Source organism: Marinobacter sp. H13, assembly GCF_059072335.1.
On sequence record NZ_JCACRU010000001.1, the window covers coordinates 20,654 to 35,040 of the forward strand.

The window sequence follows — 14,387 nt, forward strand, 5'->3', positions numbered from 1 at the left end:
AGTATGGTAAACTCCGACGGGAATCAACGCCGGAGAGTATTTTGAAATGATGTTCGTCTCTTTCAACGTCAACAGTATCCGCACCCGCCTGCACCAGCTTGAAGCCGTAATAGACGCCCTCGCACCGGATTTTATCGGCCTTCAGGAAACCAAGGTTCAGGACGACGACTTTCCGGTAGAAGCAATCCGGGACCTTGGCTACCACGTGCATTTCCACGGGCAAAAAACCCACTATGGCGTTGCCCTGCTCTCAAAAGCGGAGCCGGAGGAGGTTGTCAAAGGCTACCCGTGGGATGGTGAGGATTCCCAGCGCAGGCTGATTACCGGCCATTTCACGGTCAATGGCGAAAAGCTGACGGTGATCAACGGCTATTTTCCCCAGGGTGAAAGCCGTGACCATCCGGTGAAGTTTCCTGCCAAGGAGAAGTTCTACGGGGATCTGATGCGTTACCTGGACGAGCTCAAGAAAGCGGGCGGCTACGTGGTGGTGATGGGGGATATGAACATCTCTCCAACCGATAAAGACATTGGCATTGGCGCCGACAACGCCAAACGCTGGCTACGAACCGGTAAATGCTCTTTCCTCCCGGAGGAACGGGAATGGCTGGGCCAGGTCGAGTCTCGCGGTTATACCGATGTGTTCCGGCACCTTCATCCTGATGAAGCGGACACTTTCAGCTGGTTTGACTACCGCAGCAAGGGTTTCGAGCGAGACCCCAAGCGTGGTCTGCGGATTGATCTGATCATGGCCAGTGACAGCCTGCTGCCCAAAGCCCGGAAAGCGGGTGTTTCCTACGACATTCGAGCCATGGAAAGGCCGTCCGACCACTGTCCGGTCTGGGCGAGCTTCGAGCTCTAGGGGCTGGCCCGGCGCGATATGAAAAAAATCAAAACCCGCGACCGTATACTCCAGACCAGCCTGGCGCTGTTTAACACCGTCGGCGAACCCAATGTCACCACCCTGCTGATCTCTGATGAGATGGATATCAGCCCGGGTAACCTCTATTACCACTTCAAGAGCAAAGGCGATATTGTCGAGGAAATCTTCGACCAGTACGAACACGACATGGTCGACTTGTTGGCGGTTCCGGAAGACGCCGACATCAGCCTCGACCAGCAGGGGTTCTTTCTGCACCTGCTGTTCGAGACCGTAGCCCGCTACCGGTTCCTCTATCAGGATCTGGTGAACGTGTTGTCCCGGTACGATCAGCTGCAGGTACGATTCAAGCGCATCCAGAAAAAGAAAAGACTGGCTTTCAAGACGATTTGCGAGAGCTTTCGACGCCAGGGCATTATGGCGATTGAGCAGGAAGAGCTTGATCCTCTTTGTGAGCAGTTGACGCTAACCGCCTGTTATTGGAGTGCTTTCGATACGCTCTCTCACCTGGATGACCGGGAGGCAGTGGATCCGGGGCGGGGTGTTTACCAGATGATGCACCTGGTGCTGCCCTACCTTGCGCCGGCCGACCGGGAGGAAGCCCGGCTGATGAGCCGGGATTATCTCTGAGCCGTAACGTTATTCTTCGTCGTCACCGGCACGTTTCCGCAGGCGGGCAAGTTCTGATTCAAGGGCTTCAATACGCCGCTCCATAGATTCGATTTCTTCACGGCGATGTATGCCCAGACGTCTCAGGGCACCGGACACCCGTTCATCAAACATGTGCTCAAGCCGATCCCAGGTGCCAGTGGCTCGCTCCCGAACCCCTTCAACCCGATCTTCCACGGACTTGATCTGCTTTTCGACGACGCCCCGGGTTTTGTTCTCGAGCTGCTCACCTTCCTGCACAAGACGCTCGAAGAAACGGCCAGTATCTTCCTCGGCTTTGGTATAGGCGCCCAACCCGGCCAGCCAGATCTGGCGGGCTGAACCCTTGATTTTTGCCGCCAGTTGCGGATCATTCTCCGGCTTATTGTCGTTCTCGTCAGACATGTACAACCTCGGGAGTGCGGATAGTTCTTTCTAACCGCCATTGTATTACAGCTTGGCCCGGATTTCAGTCGGCCTGGAACCCGCGCAACGAAAGGCGGCAGTATAAAGACGCATCCGATATGAAAAAATGTTTTCAAACGAAAGTGAGTCTCGCTTGAAGTGTTCAAAATATAGTCAATACTTCCCAATACCGGCGTCCCTGCTGATGCCGGTTTGTCTGGAAGTCTTTCATGGATACTACTCGCACGCCTCTGCCCGGCATCCTTTGCCGGGCTTTTTTTTGTTATTATTGCCCCAAGATATATGCTTATTCCAAAATGAAAGTCTATAAAATTCGGAGTATCAGATGATTGAAATTGCGTGGAGTAACTTCACCCCCTGGTCAGCGTTGGCGGGTGGCATACTGGTGGGCATAGCTGCCGCCAGCTTTCTGCTTCTCAACGGGCGGATTGCAGGCATCAGTGGCATTCTTGGCGGACTTCTTTCACCGGCAAAAGGCGATATTGCCTGGCGCGTTGCGTTCCTTGCCGGACTGATTGGTGCACCGGCAGTCTGGGTACTGGCTACAGAGCTTCCCCCTATCGAAATCGAGGCCGGCTATCCCGCGCTCATTGTTGCGGGGCTGTTGGTGGGGATCGGCACCCGATATGGTTCCGGCTGTACCAGTGGACACGGGGTTTGCGGTCTGTCCCGCCTATCGCTGCGCTCGCTGGCAGTCACGATGAGCTTCATGGCTGCCGGATTTGTCACCGTGTACGTGATTCGTCACCTGATGGGGGTGTGACGCCATGAAATTTTCTCTTGCTTCTCTGTTTGCTGGCCTTGTCTTCGGAATGGGGCTTATCGTTTCCGGCATGGCCAATCCTGAAAAGGTGCTCGGCTTCCTTGATATCGCAGGCCTTTGGGATCCTTCACTGGCGTTTGTGATGGGCGGCGCCATCATGGTGGGTGTGGTCGCGTTTGCTGTTGCCCGCAAGCGCACCCTTTCCTTCCTCGGGTTCCACATGAAAATGCCCACCAGTGCCCATATCGATAAACGATTGGTACTCGGGGGTCTTATGTTCGGCGTTGGCTGGGGTATCGCCGGCTTCTGCCCCGGGCCGGGACTGGTCGCGCTCGGTGCCGGTGAAACCAAGGCGGCGGTGTTTGTTGCGGCCATGGTTGCGGGCATGGGCATTTTCGAAGTCATTGAGCGCAACCGTGCGAAAGTGTAAGTATTTTCTGTAAATTTACCCGCCGCCATTCTGACACAGCCCGGGGGCTGTGCGATCATGGCGGCAGCTCCACCACCCGATTCGGAGAACGACATCCATGGATATCAGAAAAATCGACGACAACATTTCGGTAGCCCCGCAGATTTCCATTGAAGACGTGGCAGAAGCCGCGAAGCTGGGGTTCAAGACTCTCGTAGCAAATCGCCCTGACCACGAAGAGCCGGGCCAGCCTGCCATGGCGGATATTGAAGCCGCCGCCAGGGAACAGGGCCTTGAGTGGGTATACATGCCGGTGGAGTCGGGAAACATCACTGACGACGACGTAAACCGCTTCGCGCCGATGATCCGGGACGCCGAAAAACCCGTACTGGCATTCTGTCGTTCCGGGACCCGCTGCACCGTGCTCTGGGCTCTGAGCGCGGCCAGAAACACATCAGCCGATGAGATTTTTACCAAAGCACGCAACGCCGGTTACGACATTTCCGGCCTTGCACCAAGAATGGCGCAGCAGGCCGCCGACAAAGGCTGACACTGCCACCGCCTAACCAACGTTCAGGATCTACCGCATGCAATACAAAGGTTCAGAGAATTTCAGCCACAACCAGTCTGACCGATTGGGAGTGCTGGTTACCAACCTGGGGACACCGGATGCGCCAACAACCTCGGCCCTCCGTCGCTACCTGGCTGAATTTCTCTCGGACCCCCGGGTGGTCGAATTGCCGCGGCCGCTCTGGTGGCTGATCCTTCACGGTGTGATCCTGAGAATTCGTCCCAAGCGAAGCGCAGAGGCTTACTCAAGCGTCTGGCAGCCGGAGGGCTCTCCCCTGCTGCTGCACACTGCAAAGCAGGCTGAGGGTATCCGAGAGGCACTCAAGCGCAAGTACTGCCCTAACGTGGTCGTCGGCTTTGCGATGCGCTACGGCAACCCCTCAATTTCCCGGGTTCTTGATGAGATGCAGGAACAGGGCGTACGGAAACTGCTGGTTCTGCCACTTTACCCCCAATACTCCGCGTCGACCTCGGCCTCCACCTTCGATGCCATTGCCAAGGATTTCTCGAAACGGCGCTGGCTGCCCGATTTCCGTTTCATTTCTCACTACCCGGATTATCCTCCGTACATTGAAGCCATGGCGCGCCATATCGAGGCGCACTGGGCCAACCATGGACGCAACCAGAAGCTGGTATTTTCCTACCATGGCGTGCCGCTCAAGTACCTGACCAAGGGCGATCCTTATCACTGCGAGTGCCACAAAACGTCTCGCCTGCTGGCTGAGCGGCTGGGCCTGAGCAAAGAGGACTACATGACCACGTTCCAATCCCGCTTTGGCAAGGAAGAGTGGCTCAAGCCCTACACGGATGAAACCCTGAAGTCCCTGCCAGGCAAAGGCGTCAAATCCATCGACGTATTCTGCCCCGGCTTTTCATCCGATTGCCTCGAAACCATTGAGGAAATCGACGAAGAAAACCGTGAGTACTTCATGGAGGCCGGCGGTGAAGGGTTCAGCTACATCACAGCGCTGAACGCCACACCCGGGCACATCGAAGCCCTGGTAAAACTGATCGAGGAAAATCTGGAAGGCTGGCAGGTGCCAAAGAACGAGCCAGAGGCTCTGGCAGCTCGCCAGCAGCGGGCAGCCGAGCAGAAAGAAGCAATCTATCCGGGCCGGGATCTCTGATCCGCCCCCGAGTTATAGCCGGGGCTGCGTCAGCTGCCCCGGTTTCCCTCCTTGCCTTCAAAGCCCTCTGAAAGATCCGGTACAGACTGACAGAACGTGCATTCGCCCGTATCAACGGCGGCGCCGCCAGCCTCCACATAACGCACCTTATGGCTCGCCCTGCCCCGATTTGCGGACACGGAAAACTTGCGGTTCCGGCGTTCGGCCGAACCGGTATCAGATGTTTGATGATTCTGAAATTCGCCCATAACACCCTCTCATAGTCTCTGTGCAAGGATAATGAGGGTTAACTGGCTTCAAACCAAGTAGGGATAACCACGTCGTTATGACGGGAAATATCACGTGGGGAACAGGAGATTCGGAAGAAAGAAAGGTAAGAGGAAAAATGGCGGTGGGCCAGGGATTCGAACCCCGGGAAGGCTACTAACCTTCGGCGGTTTTCAAGACCGCTGCATTCAGCCACTCTGCCAGCCCACCGGTTTTTCCATTCGCCGTCATTGCGACAGCGGTGAGCATGATACCGGAATTGCCTGTGCTGTCAACGCTCTGCATAAAACCCGCCGCATTTTTCAACATTAACGGTTTTTAATGGAATCCGGAAGACGTTTTCCTGTCGTAAATGATTGAAAGTTGCGTATCTGACACTATTATGGGAACCAGTATCCAGTCGTTATAAACGGAGATGACAATGGAAGACAGACGATTCGGCGTTCAGAACTCTCAGGGAGCCTATTCGACTCCCCAGACGGAGCGCGCGACCACAGGCATCAGCGATGATGCGATGAAGGTGTTGCGCAACACCTATATGCTGCTTGGCATGACACTCGCCTTTTCGGCGCTGACAGCATTCCTGAACATGAACGGAACCCACCCGGGCTTCCTGATCACCATCGTGGGATACATTGGGCTGCTGTTCGCAACCTATAAGTTGAAAAACAGCCCCTGGGGCATCGTGACTACCTTCGCCCTGACCGGGTTCATGGGATACACCCTGGGTCCGATCATTGGCGCCTTCGTAGCTGCCGGCGCTTCCTCGATTGTCGCCCAGGCGCTGACACTGACCGCAGTTGCGTTTGTTGGTCTGTCTGCCACGGCCATCATCACCAAGAAAGACTTCAGCTTCATGTCCAGCTTCCTGACCGCTGGTGCGTTTGTACTGATCGGTGCCATGCTTCTGGCCTTCCTGATGGAGAGCTCTGTTCTGCATCTGGCAGTGTCCGCCGGCTTCACGATCTTTGCTTCGATCATGATCCTGTTCGAGACCAGCCAGATCATCAAGGGTGGTGAGCGTAACTACGTCATCGCCACTGTTGGTCTGTATGTATCCATCTACAACCTGTTCGTCAGCCTGCTGCACCTGCTGTCTGCGTTCAGTGGCGAAGATTGATACCAGGCTGAATCAGCCGCTTCGAAACCCCGGCAGTTGCCGGGGTTTTTGCTTTCGGTAAACTGAAAGTCATTGTCTTGCAGACTTATAACGAACAGGAACCATGTCCGAAACCTTTACCCTGGTAATTACTGGCGCGCCCTACTCGTCTCAGGCGCCCCAGACTGCTCTCGGCTTTGCGAAGGCAGCGGTAGATGCTGGCCATCAGATTGACCGGGTGTTCCTCTACGGTGACGGGGTCCATTTGGCCTCTGCGCTCTGCGCGCCGCCGTCTGACGAAATCCACTGGCCAGACGAATGGTCCCGGTTTCTGACTCAGCACAAGATTCCCGGTGTGGCATGCATTGCCTCCGCGCTGCGTCGTGGCCTCGTCAACGAAACCGAACAGAAACGCTATGAATTGCCTTCGGCCAATCTTCGGGCCCCGTTTGAAATCGCTGGCCTCGGAGAATGGGTCGAGGGGCGAATCAAATCCACGCGCACGCTTTATTTCCACGCTGGAGACTGACCATGACCACACTGATCATGATTGACCAGCCTCCCTACGGCGCGTGGACCGGACGGGAAGCACTGGATATGGCGTTTTCGCTGGCAGCCTTCGACCAGTCGGCATCCCTGCTATTCACCGGGCCTGGCGTTAACTGGCTGAGACAGACTCAGCACGCCGGAGGCATTGAACAGAAGTCTGTGGAGAAGAATCTCGCTGCAGCACCGATATTCGGCATGGACGCGATCCTGGCTGATCGGGCTGCCTGTATTGCCTACGGCCTCGATGAGCATTCGCTGATTGAAGGCGTCACCCTGGTAGATGCTGATGCCGATCTCCTCACTGACTATGACCACACCGCATTTGCAGGTTAGCTCAGATGACTGACATCCAGACATTGCACATATTGAACAAATCCCCCGATCATCCCCGGGCCGCGCGGTGCGTTGAAATGATGTCTGCAGAAGACGGCCTTCTTCTGACCGGCAACGGCGTGCTGTTGCTGGCACGCGGGAACCTTCTGCCGGGCGCCAGCAAGGTCTTTGCGCTCATTCCGGACGTCGAGGCGCGCGGACTGGGAGATCTGAGCGGCAACGTCAGTTCTGTGGACTTTGCGGAGATGGTAACGCTTTCATTGCAGGCACAACGGGTAATCAGTTGGTAAACCATGGTCAGTAATGCAATGCCACAACGAAACAACGAAGGCTTTCTTGAAGACGCCCAGACGTGGACCGAAGGTGTCGCGACGGCCATCGCTGCCGAGGACGACGTGGATCTCACAGAAAAACACTGGGAAATCATAAAGTTTCTTAGATCTTTTTATAAAGAGCATGAAATGTCGCCACCCTCTAATCGCCTGTTTGTGAAGGCGGTCAAAGAAGCGCTCGGCGAGGATAAGGGGAACAGCATCTACCTGATGCAGCTGTTTCCCGGCACCCCTGCAAAGACCGCCTGCAGGATTGCGGGGCTGCCAAGGCCAACTAACTGTCTTTAGAGTCCTTTGAGGCAGCGCCGTCCTTCTGCCTGTTGCGTTCCAGGTCCGCTGCACTGCCAAGGAAGCTGCTCAGGCCGTTCTCAAACAGGCCAGAGCCAAATTTCAGGAACTGGCGGGTCGATTCTTTAACGGTGCCGTCAAGGGCGCTTTCTGGCAGTTCCCGGATGGTATCTGCCACACCCTTTTTTACACCGCGAGTCACCGCCGGTTCGATTTCCCGGCCGGCCTCAATCAGTTCCGCCACCCTGGCATCGAGGTATGGACGGACCACGAAACGCCAGAACCCCCAGAGAGTGACAAGCACGGCGCCAACGGTTGCAAGAATCTGGATTGTCAGTGTTAGCCAAAAAGGCATGGCCTTCCTCCTTGTACTCCCGATAACGGGATTCATTCCGGCTAGAAATTCAGATAGTTCAGGGAAACGAACTGGAGTAACCCTGCCAGGGCACCAAAAATACCGCCCACAATCATCAACTGGACCTCTTCTTCCCGGAACGCAGGGCGCAGGATGTCCTGGAATTCATCGGGTTTCAGCGCTTTCATCTGGCCGGACAGAACTTCGGCTACCACAGGTGCCCGCTCACGGTTAAAAGCCGGGTCACTGAACACGTCACGCGTAGCCAGTACCGCCTTCTGGTTCATGGCTTTCTTGAGCTCGGTGTAACCCGTCATACCAACGGTGACCTGCGCCGTCAGCTTCATGATGACAGAGTTGTCCAGTAAGGGGCGAAGGTGTTTCTGGATAATCGCACGGGTTCTGTCACCGTGGCTGCCGTTGATCATGGCGTCGGCAACCTTCTCTACAGTAATCAGTTCCTCCGCCACCAGCCTGGCCCAGACATCACTGATTTCTGGCTGCCTGCGCAAAAACAAACCCTGAACCTTCCAAAACAGGATTCGTCGGGGCTTGAGCGGCGCGAAAATCAGGTTGATGGCAATCCAGTTGGTCACGAAACCGACCACGAAGCCGCCCAGCGGCAGCAGCCAGGGCTCCGGATAGCGGGTCCATAAGGGCACAAGGAGAGCGCCAAGAATGCCTCCGATAACCGCACCTCGGTTGATCACAGACTGAAGCTCCACCGCACCGGCTTGCTGGAAAATCCGGTTCATCATGTCCGGATGTTTTTCGAGTTCGCGGCTGAGCAGAGCCTTGAGGTCGACCAACTCGTCCAGATCGTCACCAAAGTCCTCCACCAGCTCCTCTACCCTGGAGGGCAGCTGTTCACGGGCCCACTGATAAATCCGGTTTCTGACAAATAACGGAAGGTTGTCCCAAAGGACCGGCTGGATTTCGTACATAACCTCATCGATGTACTCATCCATCCGCGGGGTCACCTGGGAAATCACCTGCTCAACGATGCGCTGCGGTTCAAGCTTCTGGTAGACAGCGTTGAGGTCGCCGAACTGCCGAAGCGTCCTGTCGATGCAGATATGCGCCATCTTTTCCGCTTTGCGGGGAATAACGCCCTGCCACCCTATCAGCCCCACCCCGATGAACTGCACCGGATAGAAGGACATCTGGATGGCCAGCCAGTTGGTCAGCCAACCAACAACAGCCGCCATAAGAGGCACTGACAGAAGCGCAACGTCGAACAAGTTTGACCCCGGTAGAAGAGTGTAATCCGTTTTTAGGCGGTGATAATGCCGTTAACGGACAGACAGGATAGTACCTGCCTGCAGTTGCTGTGTATGCGACAAATGATGAAGTAATTGAAATGTCACAACATTGGCCGAGCAGCCATGGCGAAAGCGGTAATGCGGCAGGCCGAATAGATGCCGCGCCCCGCAGGGCGCGGCAAACCGGGCAGGAAGGACTTACTGGTAGTAGGCGTTTTCGGTGTAGGAGTGGTCGGTCACATCACGCACTGCAGTGATTTCCGGAACCCGCTCTTTCAAGGTTGATTCCACGCCCTGCTTCAGGGTCAGGCTGACTGCCGAGCAACCCTGGCAACCGCCACCGAAACGCAGCACGGCCACGGATTCGTTGACGATCTCCACAAGGGACACCTCGCCGCCATGGGCGGCCAGATTCGGATTGATCTCGGAAGCGAGTATGTAGTTCACCCGATCCGGCAGAGGTGCGTCGTCATCAATCTTGGGCACTTTTGCGTTTGGTGCCTTGATGGTGAGCTGCCCACCCATCTGGTCCTTGGAGTAATCCACGTAGGCCTCTTCGAGGAAGGGCACGGAATTGTGGTCCAGATACAGGATGAACTTGTCCAGATCTACCTGCTCGTCCGTCGGTACTACTTCGTTAGGCGGGCAGTAGGCCAGACAGGTTTCGGCGTTTTTGGTGCCGGGCTGGGTCACGAAGATACGTACGCCCATGCCTTCCACGTCCTGTTTTTCGATAAGTTGTGCAAGATAATCCCGAGCGGGATCTGTCACAGTAACCTGAGCCATGTTTTCAACCCGTTTGAAAGTTTGGATTCAGTTTAAGGGAGTTCGCGGGAACATGAAAGACCAAGTAAAATAGTCGGGCTTTACGAAGGTAATGAATTTCCCGTATTGGCAGGTATTTGCAGTAGGCAATTGATAATCGTCATTCGTACTAAGACGGGCTCGGGCAATTTTGCTATGATCCCGCGCCATTGATTTTAATACCGCGTTTTTAACGACATCCGGAAGTAAACCTATGACCGATCGCACCACCCGTCTCGACCAGCTCCACAAGGCCCTGCAGGAACGCATCGTGATCCTTGATGGCGGCATGGGCACCATGATCCAGAATCTCAAGCTGGACGAGAAGGCGTTCCGTGGCGATCGGTTTGCCGACTACGAGCGGGAAGTTCAGGGCAATAATGACCTGCTGAACCTGACCCAGCCCGCCCTGCTCCGCAACATCCACGCGGACTACCTGGACGCCGGCGCAGACATTATCGAGACCAACACCTTTAACTCCACCCAGCTTTCCCAGGCGGACTATGGGCTGGAAGCGATTGCCAGGGAACTGAACGTGGCCGCAGCCGAACTGGCCCGGCAGATCGCGGATGAGTACACCGCGAAAAACCCGGAAAAGCCGCGATTTGTTGCCGGTGCCGTCGGGCCGACATCGCGGACCGCCTCCATCTCACCGGATGTCAATAACCCGGGCTACCGCAATGTCGATTTCCAGACCCTGGTCGATAACTACTACGAAGCGGTAGGAGGCCTGGTCGAAGGCGGCTGCGACCTGATCCTGATTGAAACCATTTTCGATACGCTGAACGCGAAAGCGGCGATCTACGCCACTCAGCAGTATTTTGAGGACAGCGGCATCACCCTGCCGATCATGATTTCCGGCACCATTACCGATGCCTCCGGCCGAACCCTTTCCGGTCAGACCACCGAGGCTTTCTGGAATTCGGTGGCCCACGCCAAACCCATATCCGTTGGCCTGAACTGCGCACTGGGGGCCGACGCCCTGCGCCCTTATGCGGAAGAGCTATCTGCAAAGGCGGAAACCTATGTCAGCGCCCACCCGAATGCCGGCCTTCCCAACGAGTTTGGTGAATACGATCAGACACCCGAGGAAATGGCCGAGATCATCGAAGGCTTCGCCCGTGACGGTTTTCTGAACATCATCGGTGGCTGCTGTGGCTCCCGGCCGGATCACATCGAAGCCATCGCCCAGGCGGTGTCCAAGTACCCGCCCCGGAAGATTCCCGAACGCCCGAAAGCGTTGCGTCTTTCTGGCCTTGAGCCGTTCACAGGCGACGACAATGTTCTGTTTATCAACGTGGGTGAGCGGACCAACGTCACCGGCTCCAAGCGCTTCCTGCGTCTGATCAAGGAAGAGCAATACGAAGAGGCCCTCAGCGTCGCCCGTGATCAGGTGGAAAACGGTGCCCAGATCATCGACATCAACATGGATGAGGGCATGCTGGAGTCGAAAGAGGTGATGGTCACCTTCCTGAACCTCGTCGCCTCCGAGCCGGATATCTCCCGGGTGCCGATCATGATCGACTCCTCCAAATGGGATGTGATCGAAGCAGGATTGCGCTGCATCCAGGGCAAGGCGGTTGTGAACTCCATCAGTCTCAAGGAAGGCGAAGAGGAGTTCGTCAAGCGCGCCAGAGATTGCATGCGCTATGGCGCCGCCGTGGTGGTAATGGCCTTCGACGAACAGGGCCAGGCAGACACCTACGAGCGCAAGACCGAGATCTGCAAGCGCTCTTACGACGTGTTGACCGACATCGGCTTCAACCCGGCGGATATCATTTTTGATCCGAACATCTTTGCCATTGCCACAGGCATCGAGGAACACAACAACTACGCGGTGGATTTCATCAACGCCACCCGCTGGATTCGGGAAAACCTGCCCCACGCCTCAATTTCCGGCGGCGTGAGCAACGTGTCCTTCTCTTTCCGCGGCAATGATGTAGTCCGTGAAGCCATCCACTCGGTGTTCCTCTACCACGCCATCAAGGCGGGGATGAACATGGGCATCGTGAACCCCGGCCAGCTGGTGATCTACGATGAAATCGACCCAGAGCTCAAAGAGCTGGTGGAAGATGTTGTCCTGAACCGCCGTGATGATTCCACCGACCGGCTCCTTGAGATCGCCGAACGCTACAAAGGCAAAGGCGGCAAAACCCAGGAGGAAGACCTGGCCTGGCGTGAATGGCCGGTGGAGAAGCGCCTGGAACATGCACTGGTCAAAGGCATTACTACCTATATCGTGGACGATACCGAAGCCTGCCGCCAGAGAGCCACACATCCCATTGAGGTCATTGAGGGCCCATTGATGGATGGCATGAACGTGGTCGGAGACCTCTTCGGCGATGGCAAGATGTTCCTGCCCCAGGTGGTCAAAAGCGCCCGCGTCATGAAACAGGCGGTTGCACACCTGATTCCCTACATCGAAGCGGAGAAAACGGAAGACCAGAAAGCCAAGGGCAAGATCCTGATGGCCACGGTAAAGGGCGATGTCCATGATATCGGCAAGAACATCGTGGGTGTGGTCCTGCAATGCAACAACTATGAGGTGATTGACCTGGGTGTGATGGTGCCCTGCGACAAGATCCTCGCTGCTGCAAAAGAACACGATGTCGACCTTATTGGTCTGAGCGGTCTGATTACACCGTCTCTGGACGAAATGGTCCACGTGGCTCGCGAGATGCAACGACTCGATTTCAACATTCCGCTGATGATCGGTGGCGCAACAACTTCCAAGGCGCATACCGCGGTAAAAATCGAGCCCCAGTACAAGAACGACATCGCGCTGTACGTGTCGGACGCATCCCGCTGCGTGAACGTCGCATCCCAGCTTCTGAGCAAGAATGCGAAGCCCGAGTTTGTGGAAGCCGCCCGTACGGAATATGACGAAATCCGCGAGCGCCGCAAGAACCGGGGTGACCGCACCAAGCTGGTTTCCCTGAAGGAAGCTCGTGATCGTGCCCCCGACATCTCCTTCGAAGGCTATCAGCCTCCAAAGCCGGCTTTCACCGGCATCCGGGTGTTCGAGGAATATGACCTCAACGAGCTGGTGGACTACATCGACTGGACGCCGTTCTTCATGTCCTGGGATATTTCTGGCAAGTACCCGGCCATTTTTGATGACCCGAAGCGTGGCGAGGCTGCCCGCCACCTCTTTGACGATGCCCAGAAGATTCTGCACCGGATGATTGATGAAAAGCGGGTCTCTGCCCGTGGCGTCATCGGTTTCTGGCCAGCCAACCGCCGCGGTGACGATGTTGTGCTTTACACGGACGAATCCTGCACCGAGGAGCTGACTACCCTGCATCACCTCCGTCAGCAGGATGAAAAGGCACCGGGCAAACCCATGATGGCGCTATCGGATTTTGTTGCGCCTGAAGGCTCCGGCACCGTGGACTACGTGGGCGGCTTCGCGGTCACCACCGGCATTGGTGCAGAAGAATTCTCGGTAGAGTTCAAGGATGCCAACGACGACTATAACGCGATTATGGTGAAGGCGTTGGCCGACCGCCTGGCAGAGGCTTTCGCCGAGCGGATGCACGAGCGGGTTCGCCAGGAGTTCTGGGGCTATGCCGCTGATGAAAAGCTGGCCAACGATGACCTGATCAAGGAAAGGTACCGCGGCATACGTCCGGCGCCTGGTTACCCGGCGTGCCCGGACCACACGGAGAAGGCAACCTTGTTCAGTTTGCTTGAGGCCACTGATACCGCAGGCATTGAGTTGACCGAGCACTTTGCCATGTTCCCGACCGCTGCCGTCTCCGGCTGGTACTTTGCGCATCCGGAATCCAAGTATTTTGCAGTAGGGAAAATTGGCGCTGACCAGGTTGAGGACTATGCTGAACGCAAAGGCATTTCCAAGGCCGAGGCAGAACGCTGGCTTGCGCCAAGCCTGGCGTACGATCCGGCAGAGTAAGCTTCGGGTGAAGCACAGATCAGGGGCGGATGTATGACTGAATCTTCAGAAGCGGAAAAACGGGAAGAAAGAAAGCCGCGTGGACCTGGCGTATTGAAAGTCATGCAAAGCATACTCGCAGGCGCGTTCGGAGTTCAGTCCGACAAGCGCCGGGAAGAGGACTTTTCAAGCCATAGCCCCTGGCCTTACATCATTGCCGGCATTCTGTTCACAGCCAGCTTTGTTGTAGGCCTGATCGTTATTGTAAATCTGGTCCTGGCGAGCCAGTAGACTACTGGCCAGCTACCCAGACCACCGCGAAAGCCACGGCAAGAACCACCAGCAGAACTGCGGCAACGGCATCGGCCTGACTGTCAGAACGTGCG

The 14,387-nt window shown here is 56.1% G+C and carries 18 protein-coding genes and 1 tRNA gene; 13 read left to right on the forward strand and 6 right to left on the reverse strand.

Annotated features, from left to right (window positions below; genetic code table 11):
- The first annotated feature begins 46 nt into the window (after nucleotides 1–46).
- Both xthA and AC5JQH_RS00110 read left to right on the forward strand, forming a co-directional pair.
- Nucleotides 47–859, forward strand: a complete 813-nt coding sequence (xthA, locus tag AC5JQH_RS00105; RefSeq protein WP_008171663.1) for an exodeoxyribonuclease III — start codon at nucleotides 47–49, stop codon at nucleotides 857–859.
- Nucleotides 860–877: 18 nt separating this feature from the next.
- Entirely contained in the window at nucleotides 878–1,507 is a 630-nt protein-coding gene (locus tag AC5JQH_RS00110; protein WP_493805120.1) for a TetR/AcrR family transcriptional regulator, read from the forward strand.
- Between the two features lie 9 nt (nucleotides 1,508–1,516).
- Here the strand turns inward: AC5JQH_RS00110 and AC5JQH_RS00115 are convergent, their stop codons facing one another.
- Nucleotides 1,517–1,930: a phasin family protein gene (locus AC5JQH_RS00115; RefSeq protein ID WP_008171665.1), complete on the reverse strand. Its 414-nt coding sequence runs from the start codon at nucleotides 1,928–1,930 to the stop codon at nucleotides 1,517–1,519.
- 346 nt (nucleotides 1,931–2,276) lie between these two features.
- On the opposite strand from AC5JQH_RS00115, the gene AC5JQH_RS00120 reads away from it, so the two are divergent.
- The 4 genes from AC5JQH_RS00120 to hemH all read left to right on the forward strand — a co-directional run bounded on the left by AC5JQH_RS00120 (nucleotide 2,277) and on the right by hemH (nucleotide 4,820).
- The gene (locus AC5JQH_RS00120) at nucleotides 2,277–2,714 is read left to right on the forward strand and encodes a YeeE/YedE family protein (RefSeq protein WP_008171666.1); all 438 of its coding nucleotides are present in this window, start codon (nucleotides 2,277–2,279) and stop codon (nucleotides 2,712–2,714) included.
- A gap of 4 nt (nucleotides 2,715–2,718) precedes the next feature.
- Nucleotides 2,719–3,144, forward strand: coding sequence for a YeeE/YedE family protein (locus AC5JQH_RS00125; RefSeq protein ID WP_008171667.1), 426 nt, complete (start codon nucleotides 2,719–2,721; stop codon nucleotides 3,142–3,144).
- Between the two features lie 97 nt (nucleotides 3,145–3,241).
- Complete coding sequence (locus AC5JQH_RS00130) at nucleotides 3,242–3,673, forward strand: protein tyrosine phosphatase family protein (RefSeq protein ID WP_008171670.1); 432 nt, start codon at nucleotides 3,242–3,244, stop codon at nucleotides 3,671–3,673.
- 37 nt (nucleotides 3,674–3,710) lie between these two features.
- Nucleotides 3,711–4,820 (forward strand): ferrochelatase, encoded by a 1,110-nt coding sequence (gene hemH, locus AC5JQH_RS00135; RefSeq protein ID WP_493805121.1) that lies wholly within the window; start codon nucleotides 3,711–3,713, stop codon nucleotides 4,818–4,820.
- Nucleotides 4,821–4,849: 29 nt separating this feature from the next.
- Here hemH and AC5JQH_RS00140 read toward each other — a convergent pair whose 3' ends face one another.
- Both AC5JQH_RS00140 and AC5JQH_RS00145 read right to left on the reverse strand, forming a co-directional pair.
- A complete protein-coding gene (locus AC5JQH_RS00140) occupies nucleotides 4,850–5,068 on the reverse strand; it encodes a hypothetical protein (protein WP_008171673.1) in 219 nt (72 codons plus the stop codon).
- A 138-nt stretch (nucleotides 5,069–5,206) separates the two neighbouring features.
- A tRNA-Ser gene (locus AC5JQH_RS00145) sits at nucleotides 5,207–5,297 on the reverse strand.
- Between the two features lie 211 nt (nucleotides 5,298–5,508).
- On the opposite strand from AC5JQH_RS00145, the gene AC5JQH_RS00150 reads away from it, so the two are divergent.
- The 5 genes from AC5JQH_RS00150 (at nucleotide 5,509) to AC5JQH_RS00170 (ending at nucleotide 7,688) form a co-directional block, all read left to right on the forward strand.
- The gene (locus AC5JQH_RS00150; protein ID WP_014577154.1) at nucleotides 5,509–6,207 is read left to right on the forward strand and encodes a Bax inhibitor-1/YccA family protein; all 699 of its coding nucleotides are present in this window, start codon (nucleotides 5,509–5,511) and stop codon (nucleotides 6,205–6,207) included.
- A gap of 103 nt (nucleotides 6,208–6,310) precedes the next feature.
- Nucleotides 6,311–6,715: a sulfurtransferase complex subunit TusD gene (gene tusD / locus AC5JQH_RS00155; RefSeq protein WP_273069904.1), complete on the forward strand. Its 405-nt coding sequence runs from the start codon at nucleotides 6,311–6,313 to the stop codon at nucleotides 6,713–6,715.
- Between the two features lie 2 nt (nucleotides 6,716–6,717).
- Complete coding sequence (locus tag AC5JQH_RS00160) at nucleotides 6,718–7,068, forward strand: DsrE family protein (protein ID WP_008171676.1); 351 nt, start codon at nucleotides 6,718–6,720, stop codon at nucleotides 7,066–7,068.
- Between the two features lie 5 nt (nucleotides 7,069–7,073).
- The gene (gene tusB, locus AC5JQH_RS00165; RefSeq protein WP_008171678.1) at nucleotides 7,074–7,358 is read left to right on the forward strand and encodes a sulfurtransferase complex subunit TusB; all 285 of its coding nucleotides are present in this window, start codon (nucleotides 7,074–7,076) and stop codon (nucleotides 7,356–7,358) included.
- A 3-nt stretch (nucleotides 7,359–7,361) separates the two neighbouring features.
- Nucleotides 7,362–7,688, forward strand: coding sequence for a TusE/DsrC/DsvC family sulfur relay protein (locus tag AC5JQH_RS00170; RefSeq protein WP_008171680.1), 327 nt, complete (start codon nucleotides 7,362–7,364; stop codon nucleotides 7,686–7,688).
- Here the strand turns inward: AC5JQH_RS00170 and AC5JQH_RS00175 are convergent.
- From AC5JQH_RS00175 to nfuA, 3 genes are all read right to left on the reverse strand, one after another.
- Entirely contained in the window at nucleotides 7,675–8,043 is a 369-nt protein-coding gene (locus tag AC5JQH_RS00175; protein WP_008171682.1) for a hypothetical protein, read from the reverse strand. The two genes, AC5JQH_RS00170 and AC5JQH_RS00175, sit on opposite strands and share 14 nt — an antisense overlap.
- Nucleotides 8,044–8,084: 41 nt before the next feature.
- Nucleotides 8,085–9,251 (reverse strand): hypothetical protein, encoded by a 1,167-nt coding sequence (locus AC5JQH_RS00180; protein WP_039881901.1) that lies wholly within the window; start codon nucleotides 9,249–9,251, stop codon nucleotides 8,085–8,087.
- A gap of 252 nt (nucleotides 9,252–9,503) precedes the next feature.
- Nucleotides 9,504–10,091, reverse strand: coding sequence for a Fe-S biogenesis protein NfuA (gene nfuA, locus AC5JQH_RS00185; protein WP_493805122.1), 588 nt, complete (start codon nucleotides 10,089–10,091; stop codon nucleotides 9,504–9,506).
- Nucleotides 10,092–10,323: 232 nt separating this feature from the next.
- Here nfuA and metH point away from each other — a divergent pair, with 232 nt between their 5' ends.
- Nucleotides 10,324–14,022 carry a methionine synthase gene (metH, locus tag AC5JQH_RS00190; protein ID WP_493805123.1) on the forward strand — a complete coding sequence of 1,233 codons (3,699 nt, stop codon included), beginning with the start codon at nucleotides 10,324–10,326 and terminating at the stop codon, nucleotides 14,020–14,022.
- Nucleotides 14,023–14,055: 33 nt separating this feature from the next.
- Nucleotides 14,056–14,292, forward strand: coding sequence for a DUF2970 domain-containing protein (locus AC5JQH_RS00195; RefSeq protein ID WP_349518624.1), 237 nt, complete (start codon nucleotides 14,056–14,058; stop codon nucleotides 14,290–14,292).
- Nucleotides 14,293–14,387: the final 95 nt, after the last annotated feature.